The 17,810-nt window shown below is 68.6% G+C and carries 17 protein-coding genes and 1 pseudogene; 10 read left to right on the top strand and 8 right to left on the bottom strand.

Annotated features, from left to right (window positions below; all coding sequences use genetic code 11):
- Positions 1-183: 183 nt before the first annotated feature.
- The 4 genes and pseudogenes from istB to AB0I04_RS29325 all read right to left on the bottom strand — a co-directional run.
- Positions 184-972: an IS21-like element helper ATPase IstB gene (gene istB, locus AB0I04_RS29340; RefSeq protein WP_360891286.1), complete on the bottom strand. Its 789-nt coding sequence runs from the start codon at positions 970-972 to the stop codon at positions 184-186.
- A 90-nt stretch (positions 973-1,062) separates the two neighbouring features.
- Positions 1,063-1,359, bottom strand: coding sequence for a hypothetical protein (locus AB0I04_RS29335; RefSeq protein WP_360891283.1), 297 nt, complete (start codon positions 1,357-1,359; stop codon positions 1,063-1,065).
- Entirely contained in the window at positions 1,356-1,673 is a 318-nt protein-coding gene (locus AB0I04_RS29330; protein ID WP_360891671.1) for a hypothetical protein, read from the bottom strand. The genes AB0I04_RS29335 and AB0I04_RS29330 overlap by 4 nt, the downstream gene beginning before the upstream one ends.
- A 55-nt stretch (positions 1,674-1,728) precedes the next feature.
- Positions 1,729-2,070, bottom strand: a pseudogene (locus AB0I04_RS29325) (helix-turn-helix transcriptional regulator); the annotation flags it as partial.
- A 125-nt stretch (positions 2,071-2,195) separates the two neighbouring features.
- Here AB0I04_RS29325 and AB0I04_RS29320 point away from each other — a divergent pair.
- The 6 genes from AB0I04_RS29320 (at position 2,196) to AB0I04_RS29295 (ending at position 10,876) form a co-directional block, all read left to right on the top strand.
- Positions 2,196-2,708 carry an ATP-binding protein gene (locus AB0I04_RS29320; protein ID WP_360891280.1) on the top strand — a complete coding sequence of 171 codons (513 nt, stop codon included), beginning with the start codon at positions 2,196-2,198 and terminating at the stop codon, positions 2,706-2,708.
- A gap of 43 nt (positions 2,709-2,751) precedes the next feature.
- Complete coding sequence (locus AB0I04_RS29315) at positions 2,752-4,899, top strand: hypothetical protein (protein WP_360891277.1); 2,148 nt, start codon at positions 2,752-2,754, stop codon at positions 4,897-4,899.
- A gap of 160 nt (positions 4,900-5,059) precedes the next feature.
- Positions 5,060-5,443 (top strand): hypothetical protein, encoded by a 384-nt coding sequence (locus AB0I04_RS29310; protein WP_360891274.1) that lies wholly within the window; start codon positions 5,060-5,062, stop codon positions 5,441-5,443.
- A 420-nt stretch (positions 5,444-5,863) separates the two neighbouring features.
- Positions 5,864-7,450, top strand: coding sequence for a protein translocase subunit SecD (gene secD / locus AB0I04_RS29305; RefSeq protein ID WP_360891271.1), 1,587 nt, complete (start codon positions 5,864-5,866; stop codon positions 7,448-7,450).
- Positions 7,437-10,571 carry a Tn3 family transposase gene (locus AB0I04_RS29300; protein ID WP_360891268.1) on the top strand — a complete coding sequence of 1,045 codons (3,135 nt, stop codon included), beginning with the start codon at positions 7,437-7,439 and terminating at the stop codon, positions 10,569-10,571. The genes secD and AB0I04_RS29300 overlap by 14 nt, the downstream gene beginning before the upstream one ends.
- Positions 10,572-10,573: 2 nt before the next feature.
- Complete coding sequence (locus tag AB0I04_RS29295) at positions 10,574-10,876, top strand: recombinase family protein (protein ID WP_360891265.1); 303 nt, start codon at positions 10,574-10,576, stop codon at positions 10,874-10,876.
- Positions 10,877-11,064: 188 nt separating this feature from the next.
- Here AB0I04_RS29295 and AB0I04_RS29290 read toward each other — a convergent pair whose 3' ends face one another.
- From AB0I04_RS29290 to AB0I04_RS29280, 3 genes are all read right to left on the bottom strand, one after another.
- Positions 11,065-11,400 carry a hypothetical protein gene (locus tag AB0I04_RS29290; RefSeq protein ID WP_360891262.1) on the bottom strand — a complete coding sequence of 112 codons (336 nt, stop codon included), beginning with the start codon at positions 11,398-11,400 and terminating at the stop codon, positions 11,065-11,067.
- Between the two features lie 137 nt (positions 11,401-11,537).
- Complete coding sequence (locus tag AB0I04_RS29285) at positions 11,538-12,182, bottom strand: dihydrofolate reductase family protein (RefSeq protein WP_360891259.1); 645 nt, start codon at positions 12,180-12,182, stop codon at positions 11,538-11,540.
- Positions 12,183-12,619: 437 nt separating this feature from the next.
- Positions 12,620-13,078 (bottom strand): nuclear transport factor 2 family protein, encoded by a 459-nt coding sequence (locus AB0I04_RS29280; protein ID WP_360891256.1) that lies wholly within the window; start codon positions 13,076-13,078, stop codon positions 12,620-12,622.
- 100 nt (positions 13,079-13,178) lie between these two features.
- Here AB0I04_RS29280 and AB0I04_RS29275 point away from each other — a divergent pair, with 100 nt between their 5' ends.
- Positions 13,179-13,724, top strand: a complete 546-nt coding sequence (locus AB0I04_RS29275) for a TetR/AcrR family transcriptional regulator (RefSeq protein WP_360891253.1) — start codon at positions 13,179-13,181, stop codon at positions 13,722-13,724.
- Positions 13,725-14,091: 367 nt separating this feature from the next.
- On the opposite strand, the gene AB0I04_RS29270 is transcribed toward AB0I04_RS29275, so the two are convergent.
- Entirely contained in the window at positions 14,092-14,658 is a 567-nt protein-coding gene (locus AB0I04_RS29270) for a recombinase family protein (RefSeq protein ID WP_360891250.1), read from the bottom strand.
- 380 nt (positions 14,659-15,038) lie between these two features.
- On the opposite strand from AB0I04_RS29270, the gene AB0I04_RS29265 reads away from it, so the two are divergent.
- The 3 genes from AB0I04_RS29265 (at position 15,039) to secF (ending at position 17,733) form a co-directional block, all read left to right on the top strand.
- The gene (locus AB0I04_RS29265; protein WP_360891247.1) at positions 15,039-15,347 is read left to right on the top strand and encodes a hypothetical protein; all 309 of its coding nucleotides are present in this window, start codon (positions 15,039-15,041) and stop codon (positions 15,345-15,347) included.
- Between the two features lie 136 nt (positions 15,348-15,483).
- A complete protein-coding gene (locus AB0I04_RS29260) occupies positions 15,484-16,773 on the top strand; it encodes a hypothetical protein (RefSeq protein ID WP_360891244.1) in 1,290 nt (429 codons plus the stop codon).
- A gap of 165 nt (positions 16,774-16,938) precedes the next feature.
- Complete coding sequence (gene secF / locus AB0I04_RS29255) at positions 16,939-17,733, top strand: protein translocase subunit SecF (RefSeq protein ID WP_360891241.1); 795 nt, start codon at positions 16,939-16,941, stop codon at positions 17,731-17,733.
- Positions 17,734-17,810 lie beyond the last annotated feature (77 nt).

The raw sequence follows: 17,810 nt of genomic DNA, 5'->3' as shown, positions 1-17,810 counted from the left end.
CGTGGGTGAGTAGAGCGGCGGCCTGCTTCAGCAGGGCGCAAATGTCGGCGACTTCGGTGAAGTCCAGCGCGAGGCGTGGGTCGATGCCGTCTGGCCCGTGGGCATGTGGCGGTACTCATCGGGCTTCTCCGTGGTGACCGCCCCAGGGCTGCGGCCCTGGGACGGTCTGGCTGCCGCCGGTGTTCATCTCGGCGTTTTGCCGCCCTCGGCGGAGGTCGTGGGGCGTCCGGGGCGTTTGTTCGGCCGGTAGCTGGGGCCATCCATGAAAACCTGGTAGGAGTTGTTGATCAGCCGGTCCAGCAGGGACTCGCCGACGACCTTGTTCGGGAACAGCGGGTACCAGTCCTTCGGGGCCCGGTTCGAGGTCAAGATCAGCGGCTTGCGGGCGACGGCGCGTTCGCTGACCAGCTCATACAGATCGTCGGCCTGGGCGGCTTTGAGTTCGCGCATCGCCCAGTCATCGAGGATGAGAACGGTGGGGCGGGCGAGTTCGGCCAGGCGTTTGGGCCAGGATCCGTCGGCGTGGCCGCCGGACAGGTGTGCCAGGGCGCGGGAGGCCTTGATGAACCGGACGTCGTATCCGGCGCGGATGACGAGCTGACCCAGCGACTGGGCGACGTGGGTCTTACCGACCCCGACCGGCCCGTAGAGGATGATCGAGCTGCCCTCGTGCAGCCAGCCCAAGGTGGCCAGGTCCCGGATCACCGCGGCGGGGATCTTGGTCGAGGCCTTGAAGTCGAACCCTTCCAGGGTGACTTGTTCGTCGAACTTGGCGCGGCGTTGCCGGCGGGCGATGGCCGCGGCTTCGCGGCGGTTGATCTCGTCCTCGCACAACGCGAGCAGGAACTCCACGTGCCCCAGATCGCCGGCGCGGGCCTGGGTCAGGCGGGCGTCCAGGGTCTCCAGCATCCCGGACAGCTTCAGCTTGCGCAGCGCTTTGTCCAGCGCGCCGATCTCGAACTGACTGGTCATCGATCCGTATCCTTGTCCGCTGTCTGATTCACTTTCGGGTGCCCGGCCGCCGTGCTGGGCACCCGACGCCGTTGCGGGGGCCTTGGGTGGTCAGGACGCTTCGGCTGACCGCGCCGCCGACAGCGGGACGACGTTGTCGGCGAACAGGCCTTGCGGGCCGCGCAGGAACGCCGCCGCACCGCCATCACCCGCGGGCTCACCGGACGCCTGGTCGGGCGCGGCGGCCAGGATGCCTTTGATCGTCCGGTAGGACGGGTCGTCGGCGGCCAGCGCCTTGGCACAGGCAGCTTCCAGCCGGTCGGCCTCGTGCCGGTCGGCCAGGCCAAGGACACCCTGGGCGCTGTGCAGGTTATGCAGCGCGCCTGCGGCCAGCAGTTCATCGATCACCGCGGCGCAGGCCGGCCGACCTCGGCGGCGCGTTTGCGGCACCAGGTCGGGGTGCGCTGGAAGAACGCGATCCGCTCCGGCGGGTAGTCGTTCAGGTCGGTCTGCTTGCCCTTCGGCTTACGCACGTGCGTCTTGATCAGCTCGCCCTCGACGAAAAACTGCACCGCGTTCGGGGTGGAGCGGGCATCGACGGTCTTGCCGATGTACTTCCACGGCACCGAGTACAGGGTCTTGCCGACCTTGACGTGAATATCCGGGCCGACCTTGCCCCGCGACCAGGTGGCCAACTCGAACGCCCCGCCCGGCAGGCCCATGAGCGCCGGCCTTCAGCACCTCGTGGGCGTACTCGGGTGTCTGGAAGATGCCCTTGACCATGTTGGGTTCGAAGACGTACATCCTCGACGCCTCCGCCTCGCGGGCGACGTAGTCCGCGAAACCCGGGGGTAGGACGGCGAGGTGGCGGGTGTCGTTGATCAGCCTCCATAGGCGTACGAAGACGCCGTTGGTGTCGAAGTACGTGTCGGTGTCCTCGGCGAACTTCTTCGAGGGGATGTTCTTGCCGGCTTCGAGCTGGCCGATCAGTTGTTGTGTGTACCCGAGCGCTTCGGCGAGTTGGGCCTTCGACAGGCCCGCCATGCGGCGCCAGACCTCCAGCTCCGCGGCGAACGCTCGAATGGCGGGGGATTCGTACGGGTCGCGTCGTGCCACCATGGCGGGCCTCCGGGGGGTAAACCGCGTCCAGGTCGGGTCGATCGGTCGTGGGATTGTGCCGCGGTGTAGAGCGGTTCGTCGCAAAGCGTAACCGAGCGTGTGAGCGTGGTCACGTCATTCGGAGGATGAGCGTCCTCCCCGGCAAGACCACGATCGAGGAGGACATCGGGATGTCAGCGACATCGGGCATCGAAGGGGAAGAGGGGGAGGCGGCGCGTCGGCCTGATGTGTACCGGTTTCCGCTACCGCCGCATCCGATAGCCGCCGAGCAGGCCCGCATCTTCACAAGGCTCGTGCTGGCCGACTGGAACATCCCAGATGTCGCAGACAACGCCCTGCTCGTCGCCGCCGAACTCGTCACGAACGCCATGAAGCTCGGCGATGTCCTCAGTATCGGCATTTTCCGCCGGGCCGCTGCCGTTCTGATCGAGGTCAACGACAACAGTGAGGCATCGCCCGACCGTCGATCACCGGCCCTCGATCGAGTGGACGGCCGGGGTCTGCTCCTGGTCGCGGCCTGCTCGAAGGACTGGGGATGGAGACTCGACGAGCAGGGCGGCAAGACGGTCTGGGCCATCGTCGGAGGCTGCGATGAATCCGCCGGCGCCGCCACGCCGTCGTACGAGGCCGAGGACTGACGGCCGATCGTCCTGGCCCCCGGCATGCGGACGATATAGGAGCATGTTCATCGAACTTTCCAACCAGCCGAGCCACCTTCCGGGAGCAAGCGCCGCGATGACCACGCCGCACGTCGATCCGCAGCTCGGCCGCGAGGAGTCGGACGCCGCCGAACGGCAACTCCTGCACGCCGTCGCCGCCGGAACGCTCGTCGACCTCCGAACCGGTGACGCTCACTACGACGACCCAGCGAACGCGGCAGCGTGGGGAGCCGAGCGGACCGTACGGGCGGGCCTGCTGATCGACCTGCTCACCGGGAAGCGGACACCGGACGGCGGCCGGTTGCGGGCGGTGAAGCTGCGCGGTGCCCGCATCACCGGAGAACTCGACCTCGAGGCGGTGGAGCTGGTCTGCCCTCTCCTGCTGGCCGACTGCCTCTTCGAGCAGCCGGTCAATCTGCGGGAGGCGTCCGCGCCGGCCATTCGCCTGCCCGGCTGCCATCTGCCGGGGCTGACCGCGGACCAACTGCGCACGGTCGGCGATCTCAATCTCGACGGCCTCGTCTCCGAAGGGGCCGTCACCCTGGGTGGGGCCCGCATCGGCGGGAGTCTGTCGTTGAAGACGGCCCGCCTCACCGGTCCCGGTAACTATGCGCTCCGGGCCGAGGCGCTCACCGTCACCGAGAGCATGTGGTGCCGGGACGGCTTCACGGCCATCGGTGAGATCCACATGCCCGGCGCGCGGATCGGTGGCCGGTTGTCCTTCGTCGGCGCCCGGCTGTCGAATCCGGGTGGGCGGGCGCTGACCGGCGACGGCCTCACCGTCGAGCAGAACATGACCTGCCGGAACGGCTTCACCGTCGAAGGCGAAGTGCGCCTGCCCGGAGCTCACCTCGGCCGGCTGTCCTTCATCGGCGCCCGGCTGTCCAATCCGGGAGGCGAAGCCCTGATGGCCGACGGCCTGACCGTCAAGCAGAACCTGGACGGCCGGGACGGGTTCACCGTCGAGGGGGAGGTCCGGCTGGTCGGCGCTCGTATCGGGGGCTGGTTGTCGCTGACCGGGGCGACTCTCACCAATCCCGGCGGCTGCGCGCTCCGGCTCGACCGGGTCACCGTCGACCAGAGCGTCGACTGTGACCAGGCGTTCGTCGCCGAAGGAGAAGTGCAGCTCACCGGCGCTCACGTCGGCGGACCGCTGACCTTCGACGGCGCGCGGCTCACCAACCCCGGCGGGACCGCATTGCTCGCCGACTCGCTCACCGTCGAACGGGGCATGTCCTGTCAGAACGGGTTCATCGCCCAGGGCGAGGTCCGCATGCTCAACGCCCGCATCGGTGAGGTGTTCTCCCTCGAAGGCGCCACGATCGAAAACCCGGGCGGCCGGGCCCTGTGCGCCTTCCGGCTCACCGTCGAGAACGACCTGTACCTGCGCGGCGGCTTCACCGCGGAAGGAGAGATCCAGCTGTCCGGCGCCCGTATCGGCGGTCTACTCCACCTGGCCGGATCGGCACTATCCGCCCCGGGCGGGCAGGCGCTGGACCTGGAGGGCGGCAGGGCCATAGCGCTGTTGCTGCTGCCTCGCCGACGACCTGACGGCGTCGTGAACCTCACCAACGCTCAGGTCGGCATCTTCGAGGACGAGGAACGAACCTGGCCCACCACCATGCGATTGCACGGATTCGTCTACGACTCCCTCGCGAACGACACGGTCGACGTACGGGCCCGGCTCCGCTGGCTGACCCGTCACCCCGGCGGTTACGTCCCGCACATCTACGACCAGCTCGCCGCCGCGTACCGCCGCGCCGGCCGCGAGGACGCCGCCCGGCAGGTAGCGCTCGCCAAGCAGTGGCGACGCCGCCAGGTCTTCAGTCCTCCCGGCAAGCTGATCAATTGGCTGCTGTACCTGACCGTCGGCTACGGCTACCGCACCTGGCTCGCCGCCGTCTGGCTGGCCGGCCTGCTCGCCCTAGGGACCTGGGTGTTCACCGATGCCTACCCGCACGAGCTGACCCCTGTCGACGCGCACGGCCCGGGCTTCAACGCGCTCGGCTACACCCTCGACGTGCTGCTGCCGATCGTGGACCTCGGCCAGCAGAAGGCCTGGCAGGCCCACGGCGCCGCAATGTACTGGTCCTGGGCGCTCACGGCGGCCGGATGGGTGCTCACCACCGCCGTGGTCGCCGGCCTGACCAGCCTCCTCAAACGCGATTGACCGCCGGACCGTCCCGGGTAGCCATCGAGGCGCACGTACACGGGGCGGTGCTGGACCGGTCGGCCGGGCGTACGCCGGCGCCGGGATCATCGATCCGGCGGTGACCGCGGCGGTCGTCGGATACGGTGGGCGGGAAGATCACCGGCGGCGGGAGGGCGACGTGCACGATCGCATCGCACGCCGTCTCCGGACCCTGGCCCTGCTGCTCGGGGTCATCGGGTTCGCTCTCCCCACCGGGGCGGGTACGGCGTCGGCGTACGCCGCGTCGGCCAGGTCCCTGTCGGCGTCGGCCTATGGCACGGCGGCGACCGTGTCGAGCGCCGTCGGCCTGGCCACGAAGCACAGCACGCTCCGTACCTGGGCCGCAGACGGCGCCTCGGCGTCGTCCTCACCGTACGCCGCGTCGGGCGTCGTGCCCGGTCGTACGGCGACCGGCACGTCCTGGCTCCGGCTCGGGACGGTCGCCGACCTTCCGGCGGCACCGCGCCAGGCGTCGCCGCTCACTCCGCGCGGCCGTGGGCCGCCTTCCATCACGGGCTCCTGACCATCACCCGCCACGCATGACGCGTCGCGGGACCCGCCACCGGCGCGTGCACTTCTGGCCTCAGCGACCTTCGGTCTCCAGCGGAGCCGGCGGCGTCGTTGCGCCGTGGATCGCCGTTGCCGAGACCATGAAAGGTCTCGGCGAAAGCTCGCGGAGATGCGCGACACGGTAGCTCCCGCGGCCCCGGGCCTCGGCGGTCCCTGGCCGTGGCGGCGACCTCGGCGGTCCTGGGCCACGGCCCTGGGCCTTGGCGGTCCTTGGCTGCGGCGGCGACCTCGGCGGCCGTTCGGCCTCACCGACTGCCCGACCTCCGCGGTTCCAAGGTCTCGGCGGTCGCGTGACGTGCGTGGCGGGGTTCATTCGTAGGCCCGGGTTCCGGGCCGGCTCGTATGGAGGCATCCCATTTCTCGTGCCACGGCGGTGCGAGCGCTACTGGCGTTCGCCGTGATCGCCGCTTCACTGTTCATCACCCTGACCACATCTCCGCGCCTGGGCCTGGACCTGCGCGGGGGCACCCAGATCGTGCTGCAGACCCACGACTCCCCGTACGCGAAGGCCGATCGGGGGGCCACCGACCGTACCGTGGAGGTGTTGCGCAAGCGGATCGACGCCCTGGGCGTCGGGGAAACAGGGCTCACCCGCTCCGGCGACAACCGCGTCATCGTCGAGCTCCCCGGAGTGCAGGACTCCGGGCAGGCCCTCGGGGTCATCCGCCGTACGGCGCAGTTGTCGTTCCATTCCGTGGCGGACACCGGCGGCCGCGCCATGCTCGACGAGAAGGGCCGGCCGCTGAACGTCGGACCGGCCGCGCTGGCCGGCAAGGACGTCGGCAAAGCCCAGGCGGGGTTCGACCCGGAGAACCTGCGCGGCTGGTTCGTCTCGGTCGGCTTCCGTCATGACGCGGCGTGGCAGCGGCTGACCGCGAAGGCGGCCTGTGCGGCGCCGGGCGACCCGGTGCGCCGGATCGCCATCCTCCTCGACGACAAGGTGATCTCGTCGCCGCAGGTGGATCCGAGCGTACGCTGCGGCGCCGGCATCCCCGGCGGGTCCACCCAGATCACCGGGGAGTTCGGGGAGAAGGAGGCCAAGGACCTGGCCGCGCTGATCCAGGGCGGTGCCCTGCCGGTGCCGGTCGACGTCGTCGAGCAGCGTACGGTCGGGCCGACGCTCGGCGCCGAGGCGATCAACGCTAGCGCTCAGGCCGCGGTCATCGGGGTCGTCCTCACGGCGCTCTTCGTGATCTGGGTCTATCGCCTGATGGGCCTGATCGCCGCGGTCGGCCTTGCCGCGTACGCGCTGATCTCCTATGCCGCCCTGAGCGCCATGGGCGCCACGCTCACCCTGCCGGGGCTGGCGGGGTTCGTGCTGGCCATCGGCATGGCGGTGGACGCGAACGTCCTGGTCTTCGAGCGGGCGCGCGAGGAACAGGCGGCGATGCCGCGCCGGGGCGTGCGGGCGGCGCTGGTCCGAGGCTTCCGGAACGCGTGGTCGGCGATCGCGGATTCGAACATGACCACCCTGCTCGCCGCGGGTCTGCTGTTCTTCCTGTCCTCAGGGCCGGTTCGCGGGTTCGGCATCACGCTGTCGATCGGCGTGCTCGCCTCGTTCGTGTCGGCGCTCCTGGTGACGCGGGTGCTGGCCGAGTGGGCGACCGGCCGGCGGGCGGTGATGGCGCGGCCGTCCGTGACGGGGCTGGCCACGACCGGGCGGGTCCGGCGCTGGATCGAGCGGCGTGACCTGGACCTGATGCGGAGGCGGCGTCTCTGGCTGTCCGTCTCCGGCGTCGCCGTCGCCCTGGCGGTTACCGGGATCGTCGTACGCGGCCTGAACCTGGGGGTGGAGTTGGGGGGCAGACCAAGTAAGCCGGAAAGGGGCAACGGCGCAGGTCCGCGTTGGTTTGATCACGGTTCTGCGAACTATGTGATGTTGGATTGTTGCGTTCCGTTACGGTGCTTGGGTCCTGGTTCGACGCGGTTCGGAAAGGCCCTCGCGAGTGACGTCGATTGAGCGCACCGCCTACCCGCAGTTCAAGAAGCTGACCTCGGCGCGGGTGCTGCATGTGTTCTTCACCCCGACGGCGGAGGAGATCGCCTGGTCGCGGGAGCGGGCCAAGACGCCGGAGGCGTGGTTCGCGCAGGTGCTGGATCTGAAGTGCTTCCAGAAGATGGCGCGGTTCTGCTCGCTGGAGGAGATCCCGGAGGTGGTGGTCAACCACGTGCGGCGTTGCCTGGAGCTGGAGGCGGACGTGGTGCCGGATCATGGGGCGTCGCGGACGGCCAAGCTGCACCGCAAGCAGGTCCGGGCCCGGCAGGGCGTGAAGTACGACAAGGTTCGGGCGCGGGCGATCGCGGCGGCTGCGATCCGCAAGGCGGCTGAGAAGAAGAACCATCCGCCGGATCTGATCAATGTCGCGTTGGAGAAGCTGCTGGAGGCATCGCTGGAGTTGCCGGGGTTCTCGACGCTGGACGAGATGGCCACGCGGATCCGTGCGGAGGTGAACGCCGAACTTTTCGCGTTGATCGCCCGGCGGATGGGCGCCGACGGGCGGCAGCGGATGCAGGCGCTGCTGTCCACGGCGGGGTTGGATGGCCGGTCGATGTTCAACCGGCTCAAGAAGCCTGCGCAGCGCGCGACCTGGTCGCGGTTCAAGGCGCAGGTCGAGTACCTGGATCAGGTCGAGGAGCTGGGTGAGTCGGCCGCGTGGATGGAGGGGGTCTCCCCGGGCAAGATCGCCGATTTCGCTGGGGAGGCGGCGGCCCAGGACGTCGACACGCTGTCGCGGTATGAGCCGATCAAGCGGCTGGCGCTGGTGGCGTGCCTGGTGCACACCGCGCGGATGCAGGCCCGTGACGATCTGGCCGAGATGTTCTGTAAGCGGGTGGCGGGCAACCTGAAGAAGGCCAAGACCGAGCTGGAGGAGATCCAGAAGCGGCAGCGCGCGACCTCCGAGCGGCTGATCGGCACCTATCGCGGCGTGCTGGAGCACCTGGACCCCGACCGACCCGCAGTCCAGGACGGCGACGTCACGGGTGAGGGGCCCGGCGAGCCGGAGCAGCGGGATGGGGCATCTCGCGCGGTGGAGGTGGTGCGGCAGGCGGGTGGGTTCGCCGCCCAGCTGGCGGACATCGAGGAGGTGTCGGCCTTCCACGGCGACAACTACGAGGTGCTGGTGCACCGGTTCTTCCGCAAGGACCGGGCGGTGATGTTCGAGCTGGTCGACAAGCTGGAGCTGGTGGCCACCTCTGCCGACGACTCGGTGCTGGCCGCGTTGGAGCACGCGCGGGCGCACTGGGCGCTGCGCCGCGACTTCATCCCGGTCCCGCCCCCGGTCGACTCGGCCGCCGAGGTGGACCGGTTCGTCGACACTGACGACGCTGGCGGCGTCGGTACGGCGGGGTGGGACATGTCGGGGATCGCGTTCGCTTCGGGGAACTGGCAGCGGGCGGTGACTGACCGGCGCCGTCCGGGGATGGTGGCGCGCAAGCATTTCGAGGCGATGGTGTTCACCTACCTGGCCGAGGAGCTGCGGACCGGGGATGTGGCGGTGGTGGGGGCCGGGGCGTACGCCGATTGGCGCGCCAACCTGCTGACCTGGGAACAGTGCCAGCCGCTGCTGGACAAGTTCTGCGCCGATGTGGGCCTGCCGAACACGGCGGCCGGGTTCACCGAGCGGCTGCGGAACGCGCACCTGGACGCGGCCTCCGAGCTGGACGCCGGGTATGAGGACAACGCCGACCTGGTGATCGGGGAGGACGGCGTCCCGACGCTCAAGCGCCGGCGCGGGTCGGCTGCCCCGGCCGCGGTCGAGCAGCTCGCCGAGGCGATCGCCCGGCAAATGCCCGAGCGGTCGCTGCTGTCGATCGTGTCGCGGACCGCGCACTGGCTGGGCTGGCACCACCACTTCGGCCCGGCCTCCGGCAGCGACCCGAAGATCAAAGAGCCGCTGGACCGGTACTGCATGGCAGTGTTCACCGGCGGGGTGAACATGGGCCCGTATGAGGCCGCCAAGCACATCGCCCAGGTGTCGGCGCGGGAGCTGTCGATGGTCCGCAACCGGCACATCGACCTGACCAAGCTCAACGCCGCGATCGCGACCGTGGTCAACGCGTTCGCCGAACTGGATGTGGTGAAGGCGTGGGGTGATGGGACCGCGGTGGCGGCCGACGGCACTCAGGTGGAGACCTACATCGACAACCTCCTGGCCGAGACCAGCATCCGGTACGGGGGCGTGGGCGGTATCGCCTACCACTACGTCGCCGACACCTACGTCGCGTTGTTCTCCCGGTTCATTCCTTGTGGGGTGTGGGAGGCGGTGCACCTGATCGAGGGCCTGCTGGCCAATGACTCCGACGTTCAGCCCACCACCGTGCACGCTGATACCCAGGGCCAGTCGGCGCCGGTCTTCACGCTCGCGACGTTGTTCGGGTTCGACCTGATGCCCCGCATCCGCAACTTCAAGGACCTGACCTTCTTCCGCGCCAGCGGCCACCTGGTCTACCGGCACATCGACGAGCTGTTCGGCGAGCGCACCGCCGCCGGCGGCCGGAACGTGATCGACTGGAAGCTGATCGAACGGCACTGGCGCGACCTGATGCAGGTCGCCATCTCCATCAGCGAGGGCGAGCTGAGCTCATCGACGCTGATGCGCCGGCTGCGGTCCAACTCCCGCAAGAACCGCCTCTACAAGGTGTTCCGCGAGGTCGGCCGCAGCGTGCGCACGGTCGCACTCCTGCGCTACCTCGCCGACCCCCAGCTTCGCGCCCGGGTCACGGCCGCGACCAACAAGGTCGAGTCCTACAACGGGTTCGCCCACTGGCTGTCCTTCGGCAACAACGGCGTGCTGGCCAACAATGACCCCGACGAACAGGAGAAGCTGATCAAGTTCAACACCCTGCTGGCGAACCTGGTCATCTTCCACAACGCCCTGGACATCATGGACGTCGTCCGGCAGCTGGTCGCCGAGGGCTGGACCATCTCCGCCGACCAGCTCGCCGCCCTGTCGCCCTACCTGCGCTCCCACATCACTCGGTTCGGCGCCTACGCCACCGACGAACTCGCGCTCATCCCCGCAGCCTTCAACCCGGTGCTCAAAGAGGTCGACTTCACCACCGTGGACCTGGCCGCCTGACCATGGCTGTTGAGCCGGTGGACGGTTCGTTCGCGTGTTCATCTAACGCGCTCATCGGCCTGGTCCGGGTCAGCACCGACAAACAGAACACCAGGCGGCAGCACGACGCCCTCGACCCGATCTGCCTGAAGGTGTTCGAGGAGAAGATCAGCGGCAAGCTGAACACCCACGACCGGCCCGCGCTGCTGGACGCGCTGTCCCACATCCGCGACGGGGACATGCTGACCGTCCAGGAGGTCGACCGCCTCGGCCGCAACCTCCTGGAGGGCGTCCTCCTCCCGAAGCTGTCCTCAGCCGCCAAGTAGCGCTGGACCGGACAGAACGCGGATTCTGTCCGGTCCGCGGAGCGACATCGACGCAGGTCAGCGCATCGGTGTTGTCTCCCGCACCAATTCGGCCGCATGCTCAGCACCGCCGCCCGGCGCCGAAACCCGGTCTCCGCGACGCCTCGGCACAGACCTCGTGACCTGCACCGATCGAACTACTCTGGGGCTCAGGACACGTTCGGGAGCGGAGGGCCGATCCCGCGCCACGGCTGGCATGGTTCACCCATCCGGACAGGTGGCACCCTGCGGAGCTGGAGCAGCGCGGCGAACGGGCCCAGGCGCCCGATCCAGAGGCCTATGCCGACCTGCCACACCAGACCCTCACCGGATATTTGTCCGACGGCGCCGGCGCCCCCCTCGCTCGCCCAACATGACCGCTTCTTGGCCGGCAGGCCGAGAAGGGCGCCGTAGTCGCTGAGCCGGCGTTCCTCGATGTGGACGGCGCCGGCGGCGCCGCCCACGCCGCCGACGTGGTCGAAGACCAGATCTTTAAAAGACTCCAATACCAGGGTCTCTAACGACTCCGACGCGCCCGGGGCTCATCCTGAGGGTATCCGGCAGCAGGCAGAAACGTCACCAGCCCCCGGACCCGCTCCTGAATTCCTCGAGACCTCTGACCGAAATCCGAAATCATACGCGGCTAACGACGGGTGAACGTGAGGTGGGTGACGCCGCTGGGGGAGCTTACCGACTCGATGGCGAAGTGCTCCTCCAGGCCCTCTAGACCGTCCCAGAGGGACTCGCCGCGGCCGAGGAGGATCGGCGCGAGCACGATGTGCATATGGTCGATCAGGCCAGCGGCGAGGAACTGGCGGACGGTGGCCGGCCCGCCGCCGATGCGGACGTCGAGGCCACCCGCGGCCTCCTTGGCCGCCGCAAGCGCCTGCGCCGGGCTGGCGTCGATGAAGTGGAACGTGGTGCCGCCCTTCATCTCGATCGAGGGCCGGACGTGATGGGTGAGCACGAAGACGGGAGTATGGAACGGCGGCTCCTCGCCCCACCAGCCCTTCCACTCCTCGTCGGTCCACGGTCCGCGCTGCGGGCCGAACTTGTTACGTCCCATGATCTCCGCGCCGATGCCCGCCCCCCAGTTGCTCGCGAAGGCGTCGTCGACGCCGGTGGTCCCGCCTTGCTGGCCCTGCATGAGGTGAAATGAACGGGTGTCCATGAACCATCGCGTCAGCCGGTCGCCGGCATGCCCGAAGGGTGCCTCCGGGCCCTGGTCAGCGCCGGCGCTGAAACCATCGAGCGAGACGGAGAAGTTGTGAACACGAACGAGTGACATGACGGTTAGGCCTCTCTTAGTCGAAACTGAGTTCACCAGTGCTCATGGTGTGGTCGTAGCCAGGATCGCTTTCTTGACACCTGTGAGCCGCTTCGGGTTTCTGTGGAGACGCATCCAAGAAACGCAGGGCGGCTCAGTTCTGGTCCAACGCGAACCTGTACGGGTCGATCGACATCGACATGGAGCGCCGCCTCGACATCGGCCTCGCGGCCTGACGGCCCTTGAGACAACCGAACGGCCAACGGCGGTAGCGAGCCGGTTCGGGCGCAGTTACCCGTCGGCCGTTCGGATGTGGGAACCGCCACCACCAGCCCTCCCCAAGGCCTCGGCTCCTCGCGTGCTTGAAGAGGAAGGAACGAGCGCGGGGACTGTTTGAAAGGGCACTGGCACGACCGACCTGGGCCTCCGAGCCCCCAGACCAGGCCACCGCCACCTGCTCAGGCGGACAGCGCGGTGGCCAGCTCGTCGAGCCGGCCGAAAGCACGCGCCATGCCCACGTGATCGACGTAGTCGCGCGACTCGACGATGACTCCGTCCCGCACCCGGACCACGAAGATGCACGGCACCGCGAAGTCCCTGCCGTCCACCGAGCCGACGTAGCTGAACTCGTAGATGACCACCTCGGGATCGGCGGTCTCGTGGATCCGGCCCACCGGCTCGAACCTTTCAACCTCCCAGGCCGGCCCGTCGGAGAAGTGGTGCCGCAGCTCGGCACGGGTTCGCAGGGGTGTGTCACCCAGCGGTGCGAACGGATGCCGGACGTCGGTCTGCTCAGCGTACAAACTCGCGAGGCGGTCGAACTCCGCCTCCTTGTCCTCCTTGCTCAGACCACCGGCCATCACACGGCTGACCCCTTCGGCGACGGCACGGACGACATCGGCTGGTGAAGACGGCACAGCATTCCTCCAGAGCTAAACGAAGTCTAGACTTCGGTAAGTCTACCGAAGTAACAACTCCGGTTAAAGTCCTCTCCAGAGTTGAGGGAAGGGGAGCCGGATGCGCCAAGACGCCCAAGAGAACCGGGAGCGGATCCTGGCCGCCGCCGAGGAGGTCTTCGGCACCCAGGGCGCGGCCGGATCGACCGAGGAGGTCGCCAGACGGGCCGGCGTCGGCCACGCCACCGTCTTCCGCCATTTCCCCACCAAGGAGGAGCTGATCGAAACGACCCTCCTGCGCCACTTCGACCGCCTCACCCACCAGGCCCTCGCCATCGCCGCAACCCCGGACCCCGCGACAGGCTGGCGCACCCTGCTTCGCACAATGATCGAAACGGGAGGCACCAAACTCACCCTGGGCACGCTGCTGCCCGCGAAGCCCTCGCCCGCCGCCATCGACGCCTCGGACCGCCTGAAGGCAGCCGTCAGCGAGGTACTCCGCCAGGCCCAGAACAGCGGAGCCGTACGCCCCTCCGCCACCGTCGAGGAGGTCTATCTCCTCATCCGCGGCCTGGCCCAGGCGTCCGCGACCATGCCACCCCACCCCGAAACCCTGTCCCGGGCAATCGACATCGTCCTGTCCGGCCTCTCCCAGCCGGCCGTCTAACCGGGAGTGTCCGGATCTCGGCTCGTCCGCCGATCGGCGCTTCCCGTCACCACAGCTCAGCCACGAGCCAGGCAGGCTCGGCGCCGGCGGATCCACCGTTCGCCCAACAACTTTCGGCTGCCCGCCATCCGCCTCGCCGCAGACGCCGGAGGAACCTGGAACCGCTACGCCTCTGGTGACCACACAAGGCGACCAACGAACCCCGCAACGTAGGACCGGCCATCCCACAAGCAATAAAGACTCACCAAGCTGTTACAAGATCGGCCCGTCGGTGGACGGCGGACGGCGGTAACTCGGCCCGAGCCGGCTCGCTATCGCCTTTGGCCGTTCGGTTGTTGCTCAAGGGCCCTGACCACCACCCTCTTGATCATCCTGATCGAGGGGGCGGGACCGGCCTGTCGGGCAGCAGACCGGCCAGCGCGGTCCGGACGGCGGCCCGGCTCACCCCATGGGCGCGGGCCAAAGCTGCGATCGAGGCACCCTGGTCGGTGAACGCCGACCGCACCTCCTCCAGCCGGGCGCTGGACAGCGCGGGCGGCCGGCCGCGGTAGCGGCCTTCGGCTTCCGCCGCGGCGATCCCTTCGGCGGTCAGTTCGTTCTGCAGGTCGCGCTGGAACTGCCCGACGGCGGTGATCACATTGATGATCAGCGCGGTGGTGGCGTCGTTGGCTGCCAGGTCGTGGAAGTTGGACAGCGGCCCGGACAGGACGCGCAGCACGACGCCGCGGGCCTGGCACCAGTCACGGACGGCGTGGATGTCGACCAGGTCGCGGCAGAGCCGGAACAACTCCGACACCGTGAGGATGTCGCCGGGGTGCGCGGCAGCGGCGACCCTGGCGAACGCGGGCCGCTGCAGCGCGGGAATCTTGGATGTCGTCGCAGGGGTCCTCGAACAGCAGCACCCCAGGTGCCGGGTGAAACCCCTCGGCCACACCCTCGGCCCGAACCAGCAGCCCGGCCTCGGTGAGAATGTGCCGCTGCCGCAGCAGGGACTGGGCCGCAGTGGATGAGCGGGAGTAGACGATCCGCACCGGCGCTCCTCGGGAAGGGCGAAGCCCCGTTCTACCTGTCGGAAAATACTGTCGTCAATCAGCGCTCAAAACAGGCCACTCGACGTGGCGTTTCATCCCCCACCGTCCGATTTTCCGATGCCTCTGGACTGCCTGTCGGGAAACCGTCTAATCCCGACACCCCGGCGAAGACCCCGCAGCGCGATCAAGACCTACCTGGCGGCTGGGGACACGTTCGGGAGCGGAGGGCCTGGAGGGACTGATCGTCCTCAACGACCTGTTCCAGCGCGGCGTCGCCGTCAAAGTGCTGGAGGGCATCGCGGCTGGCGAACACACCGAACGCTCCCTCATTCTCGACCTTGCCCTCGCCCTGGCCGAAGACCGCCGCCGCGACATCGTCCGCAAGACCAGGAACGGCCTGGACGCCGCCCGCCGCCGCGGCCGCATCGGCGGCCGCCGACCCGTGGTCGACGACGACAAACGCGCCGCGATCCTGGCCCGCCGCCAGCGCGGAGAATCCATCCGCACCATCGCCGCCGGAGTCAAAGTCTCCGTCGGCGTCGTCCACAAAACCCTGACCGAAGCCCAGCGAGAGACTCAGCGGGACCAGTAGCCCCTCTTTGACCTGATAGCCGGGCGGTAAGACCGCCTTGTAGCGGGACGGCCGCAAGACAGGACAGTAATTCTTGCGGCAAAAAGCCGCGCAGGAAAGCTAGACAAAAAAGACAGAAGACAGGAGTTGAGTCGCAATGGCGACGAAATACACCGAACGGGACAAGGAGTGCGAGGACTCTTTAGAAGCGGTCCTGAACACCCCGGGGCTGTTCACGTCCGAGGCCGACCGGGACGCCGTAACACAGGCTCTCCGCGACGCGTACAACGCCGCGTGGGAGACGATCGCGCCGTTCTACGTGAGGGCCGTGCATCGGATGCTCGAAGACGTCCGAGCGGCAGCTGCGCGCGGCGCAATTGTCGCGTCGGTCGGCCGCGACGGCGAGAACGTCCGTGAAATCGTCCTCGCCTTCGAACCGGGGCTGGGCATCATCGAAATCCCCCTCAACCGGAGCATCGTCCGGCGTGCACTGGCGGATCTGAAACACAACCATGGCAGGGCCTTCCCCGACCTGGACGCCATGCTCGGGACGATGAGCTGGAAGACCATCTCCCCCGAGGAGATGGCCAACGCGGCTCAGAACCTGAAAACCCTTCTGCGTCGGCTGGGCCTGCCCGTGGACGAACCCGAACCACGGAAGGACATCATCCTGCTCGACAACGGAATGCGTGGTACGGCCCGTGCTGCGCTGAAACAGATGTACTGGCCGCAGGCCAAGGGGACCTTGGTGCAAGGCTTCTACCTGTTCCGGACGGCGGCGTACTTCGACCCGCAGCCGAACGCGGACCGGGGTTACCTGTTCGACCTCGACGCGGACACCAGCGACGGCGGCAAGAACCTGTACGTGCTGCCGGATGATCCGGATCTGGAAGGTCTAACCTTCCGCGCCGAGGACGCGCTCGTGCTGATCGAAGTCTTGACCAGCGGCCCCAAGCTGAGCACAGACAGGATCGACGCCCACGGACACCCCGTGCAGCGTCTGTTCCGGGACGAACCGCTGCGGGAAAAGAGCATCAACCCGGTGCGCCGGTCCGCCCGCTACCTGGACCCTCGGGTCTACGAAGGTGTGCTGCGTACCATCCGCGCAGCCATCGGGAACCACGCGCGGTACGCAGCCCGTCACGAACAGGACGGTGCCGACGTTCAAGAACTCCTGCGTCCTGGCCACGAGCGAATGGTGAAAAACACTCGTGCCTGGATCGCCGGAGACCTGGACGCCATGCACCCGGGGCTACGCGAACTCGCTGGCACGTACTGCTGGACAAACCAATGGCCGACGATCGCCAAACTCGCCGACGCCATCAACGCTGCCGGTCTATCCGCTGAAACCGCGCGGACTGTCTGGGCAGAGTTCGATGAACTGCGGGATGACACGGCCAGGAAGGCGTTCATCGAGAGGCTGACCAGCTGGCCGACCGCAGCCTGAAGCAGCGCGCGGCTGGCTCACAACCCACAAGTCCCCCAGACCGGCCCGGCATCGAGCCGGCCTCGGGCGACGGGTGGGCTCTCCTCTCGTCAGGCTTACCCCCTGACGAGAGGAGAGCCCTACAAGTAAGAGCGCAAGCCGAAACCCACCTTGCTGACCTGCGCCTTGCCCCTTCCGGGCTTACTTGGTCTGGCCCCCGAGTTCACCGGCGGGCGCATCGTCGAGTACTCCACGAGCAGGTCCGTCGACGTGGACACCGCCCGCAGCGCCGTCTCCGGGGCGGGGTTCCCGCACGCCGTCGTCCAGGCGTCCGGGAAGAACGGCATCTCGGTCCGCACCGGCAACCTGACCGATGGCCAGGAGCATCGGATCCAGGAGGCCGTCAAACGCCACGGAGGCGCCGTCACCAAGCAGCGCGACGAGCGGGTCGGGCCGAGCCTCGGCAGCGAGCTGCGGAAGAAGGCGGTGATCGCGCTGGGCGCCGCGCTGGGCGGGCAGCTGATCTACCTGGCGGTACGGTTCCGCTGGACGTTCGGCGCGGGGGCGGTGCTGGCGATGCTGCACGACGTCGTCATCGTGACGGGGCTGTTCGCCTGGACGGGCCGGCCCGTCGACGGGGTGTTCCTCGCGGCGCTGCTGACGATCATCGGCTACTCCGTGAACGACTCCGTGGTGGTCTTCGACCGCATCCGGGAGCTGTGGCGGGCCGATCCGAAGGAGCCGCTCGCCCGGTCGGCGAACCGCGCGGCCCTGCAGACCGTGCCGCGTACGGTCAACACCGGCATGGGCGCGCTCTTCATCCTGGCGGCGCTGGCCCTGCTCGGCGGTGATTCGCTCACCGACTTCGCGGTGGCGCTGCTGGCCGGGATCCTCGTGGGCACCTGGTCGAGCGTCTTCACGGCGACCCCGACGGCGCTCGTGCTGGAGGGCCGCGCGCGGAGTTCGAAGCACCGACCCTGACCGGAGGCGTCGGTCGAGGTCCACTGCGGCTCGGTCTCCGGGTGAACCGGAGACCGAGCCCCCGGGGGCAGGCCGGG

It is taken from the genome of Actinoallomurus sp. NPDC050550 (assembly GCF_040655075.1).
Lineage (GTDB): Bacteria > Actinomycetota > Actinomycetes > Streptosporangiales > Streptosporangiaceae > Actinoallomurus.
The sequence above is the reverse complement of the archived record's forward strand: the minus strand, read 5'-3'. Positions and strand labels throughout refer to the sequence as shown.